The sequence below is a fragment of the Streptomyces sp. NPDC004667 genome, from assembly GCF_040609475.1.
In the GTDB taxonomy this organism is placed as follows: domain Bacteria; phylum Actinomycetota; class Actinomycetes; order Streptomycetales; family Streptomycetaceae; genus Streptomyces.
Map to the genome: position 1 here is coordinate 46141 of NZ_JBEXKC010000019.1, position 18620 is coordinate 64760.

Consider the following 18620-nt stretch of genomic DNA (forward strand, 5'->3'; position numbering starts at 1 on the left):
GGATGTGGTGGCCCTGGTTCCAGTCGGCGGCGGCCGGAATGCGCTCTTCATTGCACTTGCACAACAAGTGGGGCCCTCCGTGACAACCGGCTGGACAAGGCCGGTACGGGCCCACCACGATGACGGTCGGCAAGACGATCGAAAGAGTGCCGCGGGCAGTGCCGGGGGGCGTACCGCAGAAGCAGATGTCCTCCGTGCGTGCCGTGCGTCCCCGCACTTCACGGAGGAAAGACCCAGATGAGCTTCGGCGACCCGAACAACCCGTACGGGCAGCAGCAGCCGCCGGCCCCGCAGGGCCAGCCCGGCTACGGCTACCCGCAGCAGGCCCCGCAGGGCGTGCCGCCGCAGGGCGGCTACGGCTACCCGCAGCAGGGCCAGCAGCCGTACGGCGGCATGCCGCCGCAGGCGCCGGGCACGATCCAGGCGAACAACGGCTACATCAACGTCGCGGGTCTTGGCACCGTCCAGGTCGCGACGATGGGCCGCCGCTTCGGCGCCCGCCTGATCGACGGCGTCGCCGTCTCCGTCATCGTGTGGATCCTCATGGCGATCGGCTTCGCCGGAGCACTGGGCCTCGCGGACACGGTCAAGGACTGCGGCACGGACTACGCGTCGGCCACGTACCAGCAGTGCGTCAACGACCAGGCCCAGGCGGCCGGCGGCATGATCGCCGCGCTGTTCGGCATGATCGCCCTCATCGGTATCGCCACCATGCTCTACGAGTGGCTGATGATCGCCTTCGTCGGCGCGACGCTCGGCAAGATGGCGCTGGGCCTGAAGGTCGTCAAGGAGAACACGGGCCAGGCCCCGGGCCTCGGCGGCGGCTTCATCCGCTGGATCATCCCGATCGTCGGCGTCTTCCTCTGCTACATCGGCGCCGTCCTGGTCTACCTGTCCCCGTTCTTCGACAACTCGGGCAAGCTCCAGGGCTGGCACGACCGCGCCGCGGGCACCATCGTCGTCAAGACGAAGTAACCCGCTCGCACACGGCGAAGGCCGCCACCCGCTGGTGCGGGTGGCGGCCTTCGCCGTATCCGTGCCTCAGTGGAAGAAGTGGCGGGTGCCGGTGAAGTACATCGTCACCCCGGCCTTCTTCGCGGCCTCGACGACCTGCTCGTCCCGGACCGAACCGCCCGGCTGGACCACGGCCTTGATGCCCGCGGCGGTGAGGATCTCCAGCCCGTCCGGGAAGGGGAAGAAGGCGTCCGACGCGGCGTACGAGCCCTGCGCGCGCTCGGCGCCCGCCCGCTCGACGGCGAGCTTCGCCGAGTCGACGCGGTTGACCTGGCCCATGCCGACGCCGACCGAGGCACCGTCCTTGGCCAGCAGGATCGCGTTGGACTTGACGGCGCGGCAGGCCTTCCACGCGAAGGCGAGCTCGGCCAGCTCCTCGGCGGACAGCGCGTCGCCGGTGGCCAGCGTCCAGTTCGCCGGGTCGTCGCCCTCGGCCTGGAAGAGGTCGCTCTGCTGGAGCAGCGCGCCGCCCGAGACCGGCTTCAGGTCGCCCGGCTGGTGCGGGGTGCCGTCCACCTTCAGGACGCGGATGTTCTTCTTCTTGGCCAGGATCTCGACCGCGCCGTCCTCGTAGGCCGGGGCGGCGATGACCTCGGTGAAGATCTCGGCGACCTGCTCGGCGAGCTCGACGGTCACCGGGCGGTTGACGGCGATGACACCGCCGAAGGCCGACAGCGGGTCGCAGGCGTGCGCCTTGCGGTGGGCCGCGGCGACGTCCGTGGCGTCCACGGCGATCCCGCACGGGTTGGCGTGCTTGATGATCGCGACGCAGGGACCGTCGTGGTCGTAGGCGGCCCGGCGGGCGGCCTCGGTGTCCACGTAGTTGTTGAAGGACATCTCCTTGCCGTGCAGCTGCTCGGCGTTGGCGATGCCGCCCGGCCGGCCGTCCGTGTAGAGCGCGGCGGCCTGGTGCGGGTTCTCGCCGTAGCGCAGGGTCGACTTGCGCTCCCACGCGCCCGCGAGGAACTCGGGCAGCGCCACCTCGGGGGACTCCGGGGCGTAGACGTCGGTGAACCAGGACGCGACGGCCACGTCGTAGGCGGCGGTGTGCTGGAACGCCTCGGCCGCGAGCCGCTTGCGGGCGGTCAGGTCGAAACCGCCGCCCTGGGCGGCCGCGAGGACGTCGGCGTAGCGGGCGGGGCTGGTGACGACGGCGACCGACGGGTGGTTCTTGGCGGCGGCGCGGACCATCGACGGGCCGCCGATGTCGATCTGCTCGACGCACTCGTCGGGGGTGGCGCCGGAGGCGACGGTCTCCCGGAACGGGTAGAGGTTGACGATCACCAGGTCGAAGGGCTCGACGCCCAGCTCGGCGAGCTGGTTGCGGTGGTCCTCCAGGCGCAGGTCGGCGAGGATGCCGGCGTGCACGCGCGGGTGGAGGGTCTTGACTCGGCCGTCGAGGCACTCGGGGAAGCCGGTCAGCTCCTCGACCTTGGTGACGGGCACCCCGGCGGCGGCGATCTTCGACGCGGTGGAGCCGGTGGAGACGAGCGAGACGCCCGCCTCGTGCAGGCCGCGGGCCAGCTCTTCCAGTCCCGTCTTGTCGTAGACGCTGACGAGCGCACGCCGGATCGGCCGCTGGGTGGTGGTCGGGTCGTTGCTCTGTGCGGAGTCTGCGGCGGTCACTGGATTGTTACCTTTCGTCCCTCAATGCGGTAGCCGTGCCGGGCCAGGCGCCCCACGACGTCGACGAGCAGCTGGCGCTCGACTTCCTTGATGCGCTCATGGAGAGCGGCTTCGTCCTCGCCGTCCCGGATCTCGACGACACCCTGGGCGATGATCGGACCGGTGTCCACGCCGGAGTCCACGAAGTGGACGGTGCAGCCGGTGACCTTCGCCCCGTAGGCGAGGGCGTCCCGTACGCCGTGCGCGCCGGGGAAGGCCGGGAGGAGGGCGGGGTGGGTGTTGACGAACCGGCCGCCGAAGCGGTCGATGAAGTTCTTGCCGACGATCTTCATGAACCCGGCGGAGACCACGAGGTCCGGCGCGTGCGCGTCCGTCGCCTCGGTCAGGGCCGCGTCCCACTCCTCGCGGCTGCCGTAGTCCTTGACCGGGCACACGAAAGTGGGGATCCCGGCCTTCTCGGCCCGTTCGAGGCCTGCGATGTTCGCGCGGTCGGCCCCCACGGCGACGACCTCGGCGCCGAATCCCTCGGCTCCGCCGGGGTGCGCGTCGATGGCATCGAGCAGGGCCTGGAGGTTGGTGCCGGAGCCGGAGACCAGCACGACCAGCCGGGAGGCGGGCATGGGAGGCCCTTTCTTACGGGATTGCCGTCGTTCGTCTTGTGTGGTCATACGAAACTTCGGGGTACCGATATACGGGGAACCATACGAAGCCACCGACCGCCTGCAACGATACCGGCACACGGGACCGCCCCCGAGGGACGGGGGGACGGGCGAGCGGTAGCGTCTGGCGTACACCGCACGCCGGGCGCGCGCCCGGCCCACGACACAGGGGAAGTAACGCACTCGATGCCGGACCGCCGTCAGCCCGACCCCTCGACCGACGACAACCCCTTCGCGGCGCCCCCGGAGGGCCGGCCCGACCAGCCGTGGCAGCCCCGGCAGCCGCAACAGCCCGGCGACGGCGGCGGCTCCGGCGGCGGCCCGTCCGAGCCCGGCGGTCCCGGGGGCCCGGCCCGCTGGGACCCCATGGACCCGCTCCAGCGGCGCGCGCGGTACGCCCTGCTGGCGGGCATGTGGGGGTTCTTCTTCGGGATCTTCGGGATCCCCTCGGTGGGGCTGCTGCTCGGCGCGCTCGCGATGTACTGGGGCATCAGCGCCCTGCGCGGCCGCCCGGAGACCAAGGCCGACCCCACGACGGGCACCCCGGCCAGGCCGGGAGGCCTGGACTCCCTGGGCCCGGCGGCCCGGCCGCAGCGCGCGGCGGCGGTCGGCGGCCTGGTGACGGCGTCCATGGCCCTGATGCTGGCTGCGAGCTCGTACGCGCTGCAGCTGGCATACAAGGACTTCTTCGTCTGCCGCGACGACGCCCTGACCCGCACGGCGGAACTCCAGTGCAACAACCTGCTCCCGGACAACGTCCTGGGCGACGTCCTGAAGGTCCAACGCTGACAGAACCGAGGCTGGCGGGACCGAGCCCGGTCCAAGCCTTGGGGCGCGGGGCGCGGGACGCGGGGCGCGGGGCGCGGGCCCGGGACGCGGGACGCGGGCCCGGAACGCCGGACGCGGGACGCCGGGCGCGGGACGCGAGCCCGGGACGCGGGGCACGGGACACAGGCCCGGAACACAGGGCGCAGGCCCGGGACACGGGACACGGGACACGGGGCGTGGGCCGGAACACGGGACGGGGCACGGGGCGTGAGCCCAGTGCCTCACCCGCATCACCCGCACCGCCCCAAACAAGCCCCCGCCGGCGACGCCTCGGCCCCGGGTCTCGGGCACGGGCCCAGTGCCGCACCCGCACCACCCACACCGGCACGGACAAGCCCCGCCGGCGATTGAGGCGCGGGGTCCGGGGCAGAGACCCGTAGGCGCCCGGGACCGCCGCCGAAGCCTCAGCCCCCGAGTCCGGGACGCGGGCCCCCACCACACCCACACCGGCACAGACAAACCTCGCCAGCGACGCCTCGGCCCCGGGTCTCGGGCACGGGCCCAGTGCCGCACCGGCATCACCCACACCGGCACGGACAAGCCCCGCCGACGATTGAGGCGCGGGGTCCGGGGCGGAGCCCCGTGGGCGCCCGGGACCGGATGCGCGGACCGTCATGGCGGAGGACGTCGCCGGGCCAGCACCCGCACCCCGACCACCGGCGGCAGCAACGGCTCCGCGGGCACCACCACCAGCGGTGCCTCGGGAGCATCCGGAGCCGTCCCGGCCGGCGAGGCCACCGGCTCGGGCGGAGCCACCGGGGCCACCACGACCGGCGGAGCCACCGGCTCGGGCGGAGCGACCACCCCCACCGGAACCGGCGGAGCCAGGGGTCGGGTCGCCTCCCGCAGCGCCGCCCACCGCAGCTCCCGCACCCCGGAGTCGTGCCACGCGCCCTCCCCGCCCCCGCCGGAGGCACCCCGCACCGGCCGGGTCCGCCACACGTGCACCCCCACCGCCAACGGCACCGCCAGCAGCAGCGTCCACCCCGCGGTCGCGCCGCCCACCGCCCACCACACGGGCCCGAAGCCGGCCAGTGCCCGCGACCCGAGCGGCCCGGCCGAAGCCGCCGCCAGGCCCGCCATCGCCAGCCCGCACACCACCGCGCCCAGCGCCGCCGTCAGCGCGGTCTCCCAGGAGGAGACGTCCCGCGCCCGGCGCACCGCGAACCACCCCACGACCAGCCCGGCCGCCACCGGCACCCCGGCCGCCGCCCAGGTGACGGGCGTTCCCGGTCCCTCCGGCGGCAGCGCCGCGAGCAGCGGGAACCTCGGCAGGGCCGGCGCCCCCGTGAAGCCGAGCGGGGTGGCCGTCACCCCGGCCCCCACCACGAACCCGGGCCCCAGCCCGTACGCCGCGCCCCACACCATGGCGTTGGGGATCAGGGCCAGCGCGAGCAGCAGCACCGCGAACCGCCCGGACCACACCCCGGTCAGCGTCAGGAAGGAGGACTGCGTCTCCGCCCCGTGCCACGCCAGCGACGCGCCGACGAGCAGGGCGCCGCCGCCCAGCAGGACGAGGGCCCCGGCCGCGCCCGATCGCAGCGCCAGCGCGTATCGGGGGCGCGCGACGGCCTTCCGTACGCCCCCTGGAATCCAGCCCGGCAGCGGCCCGAGCGGCCTCCCCTTCGCCGACCACACTCCGGCAGCGGCGGCGAGCACCGCCACCAGCGGGACGTGCCAGGCCGCGCTGAGCGGGTCGGCGGGCATCGGCCCCCCGGCGGCGTAGACGGTGGCCAGCGCCCCGACGCACAGGTAGCCGCAGGTGACGGCGGAGAAGACGACACCGGCGGGCAGCACCTCGTCGGCCTCATCGCCCTCGCCGTCCCCTGACGCGCTGCCGAGCCGGGCCGCCCGCCGCATCAGCAGCACCGGCAGCGCCACCAGCATCAGCGGCGTCAGGCCGACGGGTGCGGGCACCCCGGAGAGGGTCTCGTAGCGGACGAGTTCCGTCCCGTGCGCCATCAGCCACAGCCCCGCGGCGAGGTGCAGGGCGCCGCCCGGACCGCTGTCCGGGTAGGGGGAACTGATCCACAGGACGATCACGAGCACGGCCAGGAAGCCGAGCCCCAGTCCGGCGGCCACGGCGCCGCCCAGCACACAGGCCGCGGCGGCCGGCGAACGCCGCCGCACGCCCGCCCTCGGGACCGTCGGCAACGAGGTCCCGTGTTCGGTCACTTGGGTCACCCCGCCATGGTGCCAACGACACGCGCTATGGGCGGGTAACAGGCGAATGCCCGTGGTGTCGCTCAATATACGTTTATGTACTTTTTCGCGCAGGACTGTCGGGTCGCGGGGAGTGTGGCATGACACAAGGCGTCGAGACGACCTCCGACGCGGAGCTGGGCCTGCCGTCCCCCAAGGAACGCCGCAGGCTGCGTGAAGCGGGCCGGCTGACCCACGAGGAGGTCGCGGCGACGGCGGGCGTCACCGCGACGACCGTCCGCTCCTGGGAGACGGGCCGCACCGAACCGCGCGGACGCAAACGCGAGGTCTACGCCGCGCTGCTGACCCGCCTCGCGGAGGCGGAAGCGGAGGAGGCGGAGGCCAATGCCCCGGCGGCGGAGGCGGACCCGCCCGCCGTACGGGCCGCCACCACCACCGCCACCACCCCGCCCGAACCGCCCGGCCCTCCCGAACCGCCCACCCCGGAAGCCGTGGACGCTCCCGCCGGGCCCGCCGCCGGCGCAGCCCCCCGGGCCGGCGCCGCGGGCGTACGGGCGTTCGCGGCGGGCGGTGTCCCCACGCGCGCGGGCGGACCCGGTACGCGCCCCCGCCCGGCCGGCAAGGGCGCCGCCAGGCCACCCGTCTCCCTGGCCCGCCACGACACGAAACACCCCGTCAGAACCGGGGCCGGCGGGGGCGGTCCCTCCCCCGCGCCGGCCGGCCCGACGGATCCGCGCACGGACCCCGCCCGACCCGACCCACGGGCCGGCGCTCCCGCACGCCCCGAACCCACCCAGCCCGACCCACGGGCCGCCGACCCCACCCGTCCCGGCCCCGCACGCCCCGAACCCACACGGCCCGACCCCACCCCGCCCGACCCGCAGGCCACCGACCCCGCCCGGCCCGACCCCGCGCCGCCCGGGGAGTCCGCGCAGCCGCCCCCGACGGAATCCGCACGGGCCTTCGACGCCCTCTACCTCTGCGCCGCCCCCGCGCTCGTCCGCCAGACCTACCTGCTCACCGGCCGTCGCGCCCTCGCCCGGCAGTCCGTCGAGCACGCCTTCCGGCAGGCCTGGGGCCGCTGGCCCGAGGTGGCCACCGACCCGGATCCCGTCGGCTGGGTCCGGGCCATCGCGTACGAGTACGCCCTCTCGCCCTGGCGCCGGTTCCGCCGCGCGTACCGCAACCCCGACCCGGGCCCGGTCGAACCCGTCGACCGGATGCTGCTCGACGCCCTGCTCGACCTGCCGCCCGCGCACCGCAGGACCGTGCTGCTCTACGACGGCATCGGCCTCGACCTGCCCGACACCGCCGCCGAGACCGAGGCCAGCACCCCCGCCGCCGGGAACCGGCTGCTGCGCGCCCACGTCACCCTCGCCGCACGGGTTCCCGGGCTGGCCGACGTACCGCCGGAAAGGCAGTCCGCCGTGCTGCGCGAGCTGCTCGGCGGCCTCCGGCCCGCCGTGCCGCTGGAACCCCGCAGCGCCCCGGCCGGCATCCGCGCCCTCACCGAGCGCACGGCCCGGCGGTGGTCGCGGGCGGCGATCTGCCTCACCGCGGCGATCGCCGTGGCGACCGGGTACACCGCCGTCACCGCGCCGGACCGGTACGTGGCCCCGGTCGCGCCGGGCAGCAGCGTCTCCGGGGTCCCTCCGCACAGCGGCCCGCAGCGGCTCACCGACCAGAGCCGCGAGCTCCGGGAAAAGCTCCGGGGCGACCCGGCCGCCGGCCCCGCCCGGATCTCCCCGGCCCTGGAATGAGGAACGGGCGTGGCCCGCACCCCCTGAGGGGTGCGGGCCACGCCCGTACACGTGCGGAAGACGAGAACGACTACTTGGCGTTCAGGATCTCGCGCGCCAGCTTGGCGGTCTCGGTCGGCGTCTTGCCGACCTTGACGCCGGCGGCCTCGAGGGCTTCCTTCTTGGCCTGTGCGGTGCCGGAAGAACCGGAGACGATGGCGCCGGCGTGGCCCATGGTCTTGCCCTCGGGGGCGGTGAAGCCCGCGACGTAACCGACGACCGGCTTGGTGACGTTCTTCGCGATGAAGTCCGCCGCACGCTCCTCGGCGTCGCCGCCGATCTCGCCGATCATGACGATGAGCTCGGTGTCCGGGTCGGCCTCGAAGGCCTCCAGGGCGTCGATGTGCGTGGTGCCGATGACCGGGTCGCCACCGATGCCGACGGCGGAGGTGAAGCCGATGTCACGGAGCTCGTACATCATCTGGTAGGTCAGCGTGCCGGACTTGGACACGAGACCGATCTTGCCGGGCTTGGTGATGTCGCCCGGGATGATGCCGGCGTTGGACTGGCCGGGGGTGATCAGGCCCGGGCAGTTCGGGCCGATGATCCGGGTCTTGTTGCCCTTGGCGGTCGCGTACGCCCAGAAGGCGGCGGAGTCGTGCACCGCGATGCCCTCGGTGATGACGACGGCCAGCGGGATCTCGGCGTCGATGGCCTCGACGACGGCGGCCTTGGCGAAGGCCGGCGGGACGAAGAGGACGGAGACGTTGGCGCCCGTCTTCTCCATCGCCTCGGCGACGGAACCGAAGACCGGGACCTCGGTGCCGTCGAAGTCGACGGTGGTGCCGGCCTTGCGCGGGTTCACGCCGCCGACGATGTTGGTGCCGTCAGCCAGCATCAGCTTGGTGTGCTTCATGCCCGTGGCACCGGTCATGCCCTGGACGATGACCTTGCTGTCCTTGTTGAGGAAGATAGCCATGTGAGTCTGTGACCTCTGCCCTTACTTCGCAGCCGCGAGCTCGGCGGCCTTGTCGGCCGCGCCGTCCATGGTGTCCACGCGCTGCACCAGCGGGTGGTTGGCGTCCGAGAGGATCTTGCGACCCAGCTCGGCGTTGTTGCCGTCGAGGCGGACGACCAGCGGCTTGGTGACCGCCTCGCCCTTGTCCGCGAGCAGCTGCAGGGCCTGGACGATGCCGTTGGCGACCTCGTCACACGCGGTGATGCCACCGAAGACGTTGACGAACACGGACTTGACGTCCGGGTCGCCGAGGATGATCTCAAGACCGTTGGCCATGACGGCGGCGGAGGCGCCGCCACCGATGTCCAGGAAGTTGGCGGGCTTGACGCCACCGTGGTTCTCACCGGCGTACGCGACGACGTCGAGGGTGCTCATGACGAGACCCGCGCCGTTGCCGATGATGCCGACCTCACCGTCGAGCTTGACGTAGTTGAGGTTCTTCGCCTTGGCGGCGGCCTCCAGCGGGTTCGCGGCAGCGTGGTCCACGAACTCCTCGTGACCCGGCTGGCGGAACTCGGCGTTCTCGTCGAGCGAGACCTTGCCGTCGAGGGCGATGACGTCGCCGTTGGCGACCTTCGCGAGCGGGTTGACCTCGACGAGGAGCGCGTCCTCGGCGATGAAGGTCGCCCACAGGGTCACGAGGACCTCGGCGACCTTCTCGGCGACCTCGGCCGGGAACTTCGCCAGCGCGACGATCTCGCGGGCCTTCTCGATGGTCACGCCCTCGTTGGCGTTCACCGGGACCTTGGCGAGCTTCTCCGGGGTCTCCTCGGCGACCTGCTCGATGTCCATGCCGCCCGCGACCGAGGCCATGGCCAGGAAGGTGCGGTTGGTGCGGTCGAGGAGGTACGAGACGTAGTACTCCTCCAGGATCTCCGGAGCGGTCTCGGCGATCATCACCTTGTGGACCGTGTGGCCCTTGATGTCCATGCCGAGGATGTCCGTCGCGCGGGCGACGGCCTCGTCCGGGGTGGCGGCGAGCTTGACGCCGCCGGCCTTGCCGCGGCCGCCGACCTTCACCTGGGCCTTGACGACCGACTTGCCGCCCAGCTTCTCGGTGGCCTCGCGAGCCGCCTCAGGCGTGTCGATGACTTCACCGGCCAGCACCGGTACACCGTGCTTGGCGAAGAGGTCCCTCGCCTGGTACTCGAACAGGTCCACGCGCGTCCGTCCCTTGTCTTCAAAGATTCGCAGTGATTCGCGGTTGTCTGCTATCTGCGTGGGCGTGCCGCGAAGGGCAACGTGACGGCGCTGTCACAGGGGAGGCGCACACGGTGACCGTGGACGCGGCATGTCCGTCTCGCAGGTTATCCCCGTGGGCCGTAGGTCCCTAAATCGCAGATCACACCTGCGCGGTGATACCTGTCACAGATCGCCTCACGGTTGAACTGCAACTTCGTGTGATCTGCCGATTTGCGTCAGCGTCCTCACGTGCTGGGCAGGGGCCGCTTCTCCAGTGCCGCCGCCATCACCTCCGGGAACAGGTCGGGGGTGCAGGCGAAGGCTGGCGCGCCGAGTGCGGCGAGCGCCGCCGCGTGTTCGTGATCGTAGGCGGGGGCGCCCTCGTCGGACAGTGCCAGGAGGGTCACGAATTCCACTCCGTCGGCCTTCATCGCCGCGACCTGTTTGATCATCTCGTCGCGTATGCCGCCCTCGTGGAGATCGCTGATCAGGACCACGACCGTGTCGGCGGGGCGGGTGATCCGGGACCGGCAGTAGGCGAGGGCGCGGTTGATGTCGGTGCCGCCGCCGAGCTGGGTGCCGAAGAGGACGTCGACGGGGTCGTCGAGCCGGTCGGTCAGGTCGACGACGGCCGTGTCGAAGACGACCAGGCGGGTCGCGATCGAGCGCATCGAGGCCAGGACCGCCCCGAAGACGGAGGCGTAGACGACGGAGGCCGCCATCGAACCCGACTGGTCGACGCAGAGGACGACCTCCTTGCGGACCCCCCGCGCGGACCGGCCGTGGCCGACGAGGCGCTCCGGCACGACCGTCCGGTGCTCGGGCAGGTAGTTCTTCAGGTTCGCCCGGATGGTCCGGTCCCAGTCGATGTCGCGGTGGCGGGGGCGGGCGGTCCGCGCCGACCGGTCGAGCGCGCCCGTCACCGTGGCCCGCGTACGGGAGGCCAGACGCCGCTCCAGTTCCTCCACCACCTTGCGGACCACGGCCCGCGCGGTCTCCCTGGTGGTGTCCGGCATCGCCTTGTTCAGCGACAGCAGGGTGGCGACCAGGTGGACGTCCGGCTCGACGGCCTCCAGCATCTCCGGCTCCAGCAGCAGCGTGGCCAGGCCGAGCCGGTCGATGGCGTCCCGCTGCATGACCTGGACCACCGTGGCGGGGAAGTACGTACGGATGTCCCCGAGCCAGCGCGCCACCCGCGGCGCGGAGCCCCCGAGCCCGGCGGACCGCTCCCCCGCGGGCCGTCCGCTCCCGCCCCCGTACAGCGCTTCGAGGGCGGCGTCCATCGCGGCGTCCCGCCCGGCCGGCGCGTACCCCGTGCCGTCGGCCTCGCCGCCGCCGAGCACCATCCGCCAGCGCCGCAGCCGCTCGTCCCCCGCGACGACGTCCGCCGCCGCCGTCTCGTCCGCCGCGACGGCGTCCGCCGTCATCTCCTCGGCCGCCGTCCGGTCCGCCGCCGTCTCGTCGGCCGCCGTCTCCTCGGCCGCCGTCCGGTCCGCCGCCGTCTCGTCGGCCGTCGTCTCGTAGGCCGCCGTCGGCCGGTCCCGCTCCGTCATCTGTCCGTCCCCCTCCGCTCGTTCCCTTCTCTTGCGGCACCGCCCCGCCGCCCCTCCGTACCGGCGCTCACCCCGCCGCGGCCAGCAGCAGGCGGGCGACGGCCTCCGCCGCGTCCGCGCGGGCCGGGTCGAGGTCGGGGGCGAAGCCCTCGGGGGCGGCGCGGGAGGCGGAGCGTCCCCGCCCGGCGCCGGGGCCCCGGCGCACCAGCTCGCCCAGGCTCCGCTTCACCCCGGGCTCGTACGCCCCGAACGTCCGCCGCAGCAGCGGCAGTACGTCGACGAAGGCGTCCGGCGGCACCGACACCAGCCAGGTGTCGATCAGGCCCAGCAGCCGCTCGTCGTGCACCAGCAGGGTGCCGCCGCCCGCGTTCCCCCCGGCGAAGCCCTCGATCCAGCCCGCCGCGTCGGCCGGGGCCGCCGCCGGGGACAGCGCGAGCCCCATCAGCCGCGCCGTCTCCCCGGCCGGGAGCCCGCCGCCGTCCAGCAGCAGCCGGGCGGCCCGGCCGCGGATCACCCCGGGCACGGCGTCCCGCCCGGCCAGCGTCCGCAGCACCCCCGACCAGCGCTCGCGCAGCCCCGGGTCGGCGTCCGCCAGCAGGGCGACCGCCGCGTGCACCCCGTCCACGTGCCCGCGCAGCGCCGCCGCCCCGTCGGCGTCCGGCCCGGCCGCGCAGGCCGCGGGCAGCGCCACGCAGATCCGCTCCGCCAGCCCCGCCGCGACCGTGCCCAGGGCCGAGGCGTCGGTCCCCCGCACGTCCCCGTAGCGCAGCGAACGGGCCAGCGCGGGGAGCGCCCCGGCGAGCCGGGCCACGTCCGTGTCGAGCGCCGCCCGGTCGGCGAGGGCCCGCAGCACGGCGGGCAGCGCCCCGGACAGTCCGGCCAGCAGGCACCGCTCGGCCAGCGCCGTGATCTCGCCGAGCTCCCCGGCGCGCCGGGCTTCGGCCTCCGCCCTGGCGGTGGCGGCCCCCTGCACGGTGGTGCCCCATATCCCGGCCTCGGCCACCCGCACCGACAACTCGGGCTCCCAGCACAGCCGCCAGGTCTCGCGGAAGGTGCCCGTACCGCCGCGCGAGGCGGTCGGCACGCCCCAGTCGACGCCGAGCAGCCGCAGCCGGTGCAGCAGCAGGGACCTGGCCGTATCGGTGTCCTTGCGCAGGTCGAGCTCCAGGTCACGGCTCTGCGCCTCGGCCTTGAGGCGCAGGCCGCGCATCCGGCGGGTGAGGTCCCGCTGGAGCGGAACGGCGGGCGCGGTCGCGGGGACCTCGCCGAGCACGTCGCCGACGACGAGCCGGTCCTCGATCAGCGCGAGCGGTACGTCGGAGCCGTCGCACATGACCGCCCGGACGGCCTCCAGCGTCTCGGTGAGACCGGGCAGCGGGCGGCCCCGCAGGGCGGCCAGGGTGCCGGCGAGGCGGACCGTCTCGATGACGTGCGCCGGGGAGACCTGCCGGTCCTCCTCGCGCAGCAGGCCCGCGACCTTGGTCAGCCACCGCTCGACGGGCCGGTCCCGGGCCGCGAAGAGGTGGGCGTACCAGCCGGGCGAGGTGATGCCCGCGCCGTATCCGCCGGCCCTGGCGAGCCTGCGGTGGGTCCACGGCACCCAGGTGGTCTCCACCTTGGTCTTCGGGAGTCCGGTGAGCAGGGCCCGGTCGGCCGCCGCCGTGGTCCGGGCGCGGAGCGCCGGTACGTGCCAGGCCCCGCACACCACGGCGTAGTCCGCGCCGAACTCCCGGCGGGCGGCCCGCATCCGCTGGCGCATGTGCGCCTCGCGGACCAGGTCGTGGGGCCGGCCGCCGTCCCCGTAGGTCTCGCGCAGGGCTCCCATCGCCTCGGCGAGCGCCGCGAAGGGGGCCAGCGGATCGCGTGCGGCGCCCGCGTCCCGGTGTTCGACCACGTCCTCCCACCAGCGCTCCGGATCGTCGTACCCGGCGGCCCCGGCGAGCGCCGCGAGCGGGTCCACCGGTACGGAGCCGGCTTCGCCCTCGTCCTCGTCCCGCCCGGGGCCGGCGGCCAGGGTGTGCGCGGCGGGCAGGTCGATGAAGCGCACCGGCAGGTCCCGGGCCTGGGCCCAGCGCAGGGCCACCCACTCCGGGGAGAAGGAGGCGAGCGGCCAGAACGCGGCCCGGCCCGGATCGTCCGCCGCGTGGGCGAGCAGGGCGACGGGCGGGCGCATGCCCGGTTCGGCGGCCAGTGCCAGCAGGGCGTCCCCTTCGGGCGGCCCCTCGATCAGCACGGCCCGCGGCTGCGCCGCGTCGAGCGCGGCCCGTACCGAGCGGGCGGATCCCGGGCCGTGGTGGCGCACCCCGAGCAGCAGTGGCTGCGCGGCCCCCGGGCTCATGCCGTCACCTCCCGGCAGGCGCGGTAGAAGTCCTTCCAGCCGTCCCGCTCGCGGACGACCGCCTCCAGGTACTCCTGCCAGACGAGCCGGTCGGCGGCCGGGTCGCGCACGACGGCGCCGAGGATGCCGGCGGCCACGTCGCTTGGGCGCAGCACGCCGTCGCCGAAGTGGGCGGCCAGCGCCAGCCCGCCGGTGACCACGGAGATGGCCTCGGCGGTGGAGAGGGTGCCGCTGGGCGACTTCACCTTGGTGCGGCCGTCGCCGGTGACGCCCTCGCGCAGCTCCCGGAAGACGGTGACGACCCGGCGGATCTCCTCCAACCCCTCGGGGGCGGCGGGCAGGTCCAGGGAGCGGCCCAGCTGGTCGACGCGGCGGGCGACGATGTCGACCTCGGCGTCGGCGGTGGCGGGCAGCGGGAGCACGACGGTGTTGAAGCGGCGGCGCAGCGCGCTGGAGAGCTCGTTGACCCCCCGGTCCCGGTCGTTGGCGGTGGCGATGAGGTTGAACCCGCGTACGGCCTGCACCTCCTGGCCGAGCTCCGGTATCGGGAGCGTCTTCTCGGACAGGACGGTGATGAGGGTGTCCTGGACGTCGGCGGGGATACGGGTGAGCTCCTCGACGCGGGCGGTCGAGCCCTCGGCCATGGCCCGCATGACGGGGCTGGGGACGAGGGCTTCGCGGCTGGGGCCGTGGGCGAGGAGGCGGGCGTAGTTCCAGCCGTAGCGGATGGCTTCCTCGGGGGTGCCGGCGGTGCCCTGGACCAGGAGGGTGGAATCACCGCTGACGGCGGCCGCGAGGTGTTCGGACACCCAGGTCTTGGCGGTGCCGGGGACGCCGAGGAGGAGCAGGGCGCGGTCGGTGGCGAGGGTGGCGACGGCGACCTCGACGATCCTGCGCGGGCCGACGTACTTGGGTGTGACGACGGTGCCGTCGGCGAGCGTGCCGCCGAGCAGGTAGGTGGCCACGGCCTGCGGGGAGAGTTTCCAGCGGGCCGGGCGGGGCCGGTCGTCGGCCGCTTCCAGGGCTTTCAGTTCGTGCGCGAAGGCGTCTTCGGCGTGCGGTCGCAGTGCTTCGCCGGCGGTGTCGGTCCCGGGCATGGTCATGGTCCCCCTCCAGTGCTCGACAGCCGTTCCCGACTGCTGTGTCCACCGTGCACCATGCCACTGACAACACCCCCTGATCGCAGCGTTGTTGCAGGTCAGAGCGATTGTCAGTGGGGGTCTCTACGGTGGTTCACATGACTGGGCAGCAGGTCCGCCTGACGGCGGAACAGGTACTGGCTCTGGCACCTGACGATGCGTCACGCAAGGCGGGAGGGAAGCTTGGAGGGGAGGGTTCGTGGTCGCAGACCGGAGGTTCCGCTTCCGGTGCCGTGTGGGGGTTGTGCAAGGGCAGCGGAAGTACGCCGTACCGGACGGTCGTGGACCTCACCGGACCGGCGTACAAGTGCTCCTGCCCGAGCCGGAAGTTCCCGTGCAAGCACGCGCTGGGACTGCTGCTGCTCCGGGCGGGCCCGGGGGTGGGGGATCCGGTCGCGGCTCCGGAGTGGGCCGGGGAGTGGCTCGCGGGGCGGGCGGCCCGGGCGGAGCGCCGGACGGCCGGCCCGGTGGACGCCGAGGCGGCCCGCAAGCGGGCCGAGCGCCGGGCCGGGCGCGTCGGGGCGGGGGTCGCCGAGCTGGAGCGGAGGCTGGCGGACGTGGTGGGCGAGGGGCTCGCCGGACAGGAGCGGACGGGCTACGCGGGCTGGGAGGAGACCGCGGCCCGGATGGTCGACGCCCAGGCGCCGGGACTCGCCTCCCGGGTGCGGGAGTTGGGGGCAATACCCGGTTGCGGCGCCGGCTGGCCCGCCCGGATGCTTGAGGAGTTCGCGCTGCTGCACCTGTTGGACCGGGCCTGGCTGGGGGTCTCGGGACTGCCGGAGCCGCTGGCCGCGACCGTCCGCAGCCGGGTGGGGCTGCCGCAGCCGGCGGAGGGGGAGGCCGTCGGAGACCACTGGCTCGTACTGGCCCAGTACGACTCGGTGTCCGCGGACGGCCGGCTCACCACCCGCCGGACATGGCTGTGGGGGCTGGGGAGCGGGCGCCCGGCCCTGGTGCTGGACTTCGGCCCGCCCGGGCGGCCGCCGGAGCTGGCACTGCCCGTCGGACTGGCACTGGAGGCGGAAGTCCGCTTCCGGCCCGGCTCGGCGGGGCTCCGGGGGGACCTGGGGGACCGCACCGTCACGGCGGCGGCTCCCGGGGTGCCCGCGGGGGTGAGCACCGGCGAGGCCCTGGAGGCCTACGGGGCCGCGCTGCGGGAGGACCCGTGGCTGGAGTCCTGGCCGGTGGTGCTGGGCCCGGTGATCCCGATACCGGGGGAAGCGGGTGACGGGACCTGGCAGATCGCGGACGTGGAGGGGACGTCCGCGCTGCCGGTGAACCTCGCCCCGGGCCGCTCGCGGTCCGGACTGTGGCAGCTCGCCGCCCTCTCGGGCGGTGGCCCCGTCACGGTCTTCGGCGAGTGCGGCCACCGCGGCTTCACCCCGCTGACGGCCTGGGATCCACACACCGAGGAGCCGGTCGCCCTGGGGTGACCGGGGCCCGGGGGGGGCCGTGCGGAAGAGGGGAACGGCGGATCGGGGCCGGAAGGGCCGGTACCGGAAGGGACCGGAACGACCGGGATCCGCCCTGCACGTCGAGTACCCGGAACGGGGCGCGGGGGCGCCGCCGTACGGGATGAGAAAGCCGGGGGGCTTTGTGATGAACGACAACCACGCCAGCTGACGCATGCCCCGGTCCCGCACAGGGGGCGGGACCGGGGCCCGGACACACACGCACACACACGGACACGGACACGCGAGAAGACGAGGGAGGGGGGTCCGGTGAACGACATCGACCAGGCCGGCGCCACGACGGCGACGGACGGGGACAGGGACGGGGACGGGGAGCGGGACTGGGAGGACCTGGTCGCGAGCGCGCTGCTGGGCACCGGGCGGCGGGGCGGCTCGCCGCGGGCGCTGCTCGGCGCGGCGGCCGTACGGACGGTGCGCCGCCGCGCCGGGCTGCGGCCCGCCGAGGCGGCGCACCGACCGCGGCCCGCACCGCGGGACCCGCGCCCGGCTCCGCCGCGGGCCGCCCGGCAGCGGCTCGCCCAGCTGCTGGCGGGCCGCACTGCCGCGGCCGGCGGCAGCGGGCGGCGCGGGGCCGCCCCGGATCTGACGGAGCTGCTCCCGCAGTGGCTGGCCGCGGCCGGCCGGCACGGCTACCGCGCTCCGGAGGCACTGCTCCCGGCGCTGCTGGACGCGGCGCGGGCCCGGACCGACCTGCGCCCACAGGCCCTGGCCCTGGCCGGGGTCCGGGGGCTGTGGCTGGCCCGGATGAATCCGGACTGGCGGTTCGCACTGCGCGGGGCGGCGGGCGGCGGCGGGGGCCTGCCCGACCCGGCGGACGGCCCGGCGGTGGAACGGCTCTGGGAGGAGGGACTGTTCGCGGAACGGGTCGCCCTGCTCGGCATCGTCCGGGCGCACGAGGCGGCGGCCGCGACCCGGCTGCTGACCACGACCTGGCCCACCGAACGGGCGGAGGACCGGCTGATGTTCCTCGACTCGCTCAGGACCGGGCTCTCCGGGGCGGACGAGCCGTTCCTGGAAGCGGCACTGGCCGACCGCAGCCGCAACGTCCGGGCGACCGCCGCCGAACTGCTCTCCGCCCTGCCGGGTTCGTCGCTCGCCGCGCGGATGGCCGAACGGGCGCTGGCCTGCGTCGGCCCGGGCGCCGTCGAACCGCCCGCCGCGTGCGATGCGGGGATGCTGCGCGACGGGGTGGTCAAGCGGCCGCCCGCGGGACGCGGGGAACGGGCGTGGTGGCTGGGCCAGCTGGTGGAGGCGGCTCCCCTGTCCTGCTGGCCGGAGCGGTTCGAGGGGCTCGACCCGGCCGGGATCGTGGCGCTGCCGGTGCCGGGGGGCTGGGCGGAGGAGCTGCATGCGGCCTGGTGCCGGGCGGCGGTGCGCCAGCGGGATCCGCAGTGGTCGAAGGCCCTGCTCGGCCCGGCGTCGGCACCACCCGCGGCGGGCCCGGGGACCGCCTCGCTGGCAGAGCGGGCGAAGCTGCTGGAGACCCTGCCCGAGGGGGAACGCGCAGACTGGGTCGCGGAGTTCGTACGGGCGCACGGTCTGTCGGAGGCCTTCCAGCTGCTCGGCGTCTGCCGGGTCCCCTGGGCCGGGGCGCTGGGCCGGGCGGTGGTCGACGCCCTGGACGCGGCCCGCGAGGCGGGCAGCTACCCGTGGAGCTTCAGCGGGGTGATGGGCCTGGCGGAACGCTGCCTCGATCCCGCCGAGGCGCCCCGCCTGGAAGCCCTGACCGCCGTCGGGGAGGATCCGCAGGACGCCTCCCCGGGCGCCGCCGCGTACTGGTCGGAAGCCTTCCAGCGCCTGGTGGCCACCCTCCGCCTGCGCGCGGCGATGCTCGCAGAACTGGCCCCGCCGCCCGCCTGATGTCGCTTCTTCCCGGGGGGAGTTAGGTT

The 18620-nt window shown here is 74.7% G+C and carries 13 protein-coding genes; 5 read left to right on the top strand and 8 right to left on the bottom strand.

Going from position 1 to position 18620, the window contains the following annotated elements:
• Positions 1-237 precede the first annotated feature (237 nt).
• A complete protein-coding gene (locus ABZW32_RS13660) occupies positions 238-975 on the top strand; it encodes an RDD family protein (protein WP_356215065.1) in 738 nt (245 codons plus the stop codon).
• Between the two features lie 66 nt (positions 976-1041).
• Here ABZW32_RS13660 and purH read toward each other — a convergent pair whose 3' ends face one another.
• Complete coding sequence (purH, locus tag ABZW32_RS13665; RefSeq protein WP_356215067.1) at positions 1042-2640, bottom strand: bifunctional phosphoribosylaminoimidazolecarboxamide formyltransferase/IMP cyclohydrolase; 1599 nt, start codon at positions 2638-2640, stop codon at positions 1042-1044.
• A complete protein-coding gene (gene purN, locus ABZW32_RS13670; protein ID WP_030230885.1) occupies positions 2637-3260 on the bottom strand; it encodes a phosphoribosylglycinamide formyltransferase in 624 nt (207 codons plus the stop codon). The genes purH and purN overlap by 4 nt, the downstream gene beginning before the upstream one ends.
• 225 nt (positions 3261-3485) lie before the next feature.
• On the opposite strand from purN, the gene ABZW32_RS13675 reads away from it, so the two are divergent.
• Positions 3486-4088 carry a hypothetical protein gene (locus ABZW32_RS13675; protein WP_356215069.1) on the top strand — a complete coding sequence of 201 codons (603 nt, stop codon included), beginning with the start codon at positions 3486-3488 and terminating at the stop codon, positions 4086-4088.
• A 651-nt stretch (positions 4089-4739) separates the two neighbouring features.
• Here ABZW32_RS13675 and ABZW32_RS13680 read toward each other — a convergent pair.
• A complete protein-coding gene (locus ABZW32_RS13680; RefSeq protein WP_356215071.1) occupies positions 4740-6311 on the bottom strand; it encodes a DUF6350 family protein in 1572 nt (523 codons plus the stop codon).
• Positions 6312-6430: 119 nt separating this feature from the next.
• On the opposite strand from ABZW32_RS13680, the gene ABZW32_RS13685 reads away from it, so the two are divergent.
• Positions 6431-8050 carry a helix-turn-helix domain-containing protein gene (locus tag ABZW32_RS13685; RefSeq protein WP_356215073.1) on the top strand — a complete coding sequence of 540 codons (1620 nt, stop codon included), beginning with the start codon at positions 6431-6433 and terminating at the stop codon, positions 8048-8050.
• 70 nt (positions 8051-8120) lie between these two features.
• Here the strand turns inward: ABZW32_RS13685 and sucD are convergent, their stop codons facing one another.
• The 5 genes from sucD to ABZW32_RS13710 all read right to left on the bottom strand — a co-directional run bounded on the left by sucD (position 8121) and on the right by ABZW32_RS13710 (position 15223).
• Complete coding sequence (gene sucD / locus ABZW32_RS13690) at positions 8121-9008, bottom strand: succinate--CoA ligase subunit alpha (protein ID WP_030230875.1); 888 nt, start codon at positions 9006-9008, stop codon at positions 8121-8123.
• 21 nt (positions 9009-9029) lie between these two features.
• Positions 9030-10208, bottom strand: coding sequence for an ADP-forming succinate--CoA ligase subunit beta (gene sucC, locus ABZW32_RS13695; protein WP_266841255.1), 1179 nt, complete (start codon positions 10206-10208; stop codon positions 9030-9032).
• A 266-nt stretch (positions 10209-10474) separates the two neighbouring features.
• Positions 10475-11656: a VWA domain-containing protein gene (locus ABZW32_RS13700; protein WP_356215169.1), complete on the bottom strand. Its 1182-nt coding sequence runs from the start codon at positions 11654-11656 to the stop codon at positions 10475-10477.
• 193 nt (positions 11657-11849) lie between these two features.
• The gene (locus ABZW32_RS13705) at positions 11850-14120 is read right to left on the bottom strand and encodes a DUF5682 family protein (RefSeq protein ID WP_356215075.1); all 2271 of its coding nucleotides are present in this window, start codon (positions 14118-14120) and stop codon (positions 11850-11852) included.
• Positions 14117-15223 (bottom strand): AAA family ATPase, encoded by a 1107-nt coding sequence (locus tag ABZW32_RS13710; protein ID WP_356215077.1) that lies wholly within the window; start codon positions 15221-15223, stop codon positions 14117-14119. Before ABZW32_RS13710 ends, ABZW32_RS13705 begins: the two co-directional genes overlap by 4 nt.
• 134 nt (positions 15224-15357) lie before the next feature.
• Here ABZW32_RS13710 and ABZW32_RS13715 point away from each other — a divergent pair, with 134 nt between their 5' ends.
• Together ABZW32_RS13715 and ABZW32_RS13720 are read left to right on the top strand one after the other, a co-directional pair.
• Positions 15358-16692: an SWIM zinc finger family protein gene (locus ABZW32_RS13715; protein ID WP_356215079.1), complete on the top strand. Its 1335-nt coding sequence runs from the start codon at positions 15358-15360 to the stop codon at positions 16690-16692.
• A 369-nt stretch (positions 16693-17061) separates the two neighbouring features.
• Positions 17062-18591 carry a DUF5691 domain-containing protein gene (locus tag ABZW32_RS13720; protein WP_356215171.1) on the top strand — a complete coding sequence of 510 codons (1530 nt, stop codon included), beginning with the start codon at positions 17062-17064 and terminating at the stop codon, positions 18589-18591.
• Positions 18592-18620: the final 29 nt, after the last annotated feature.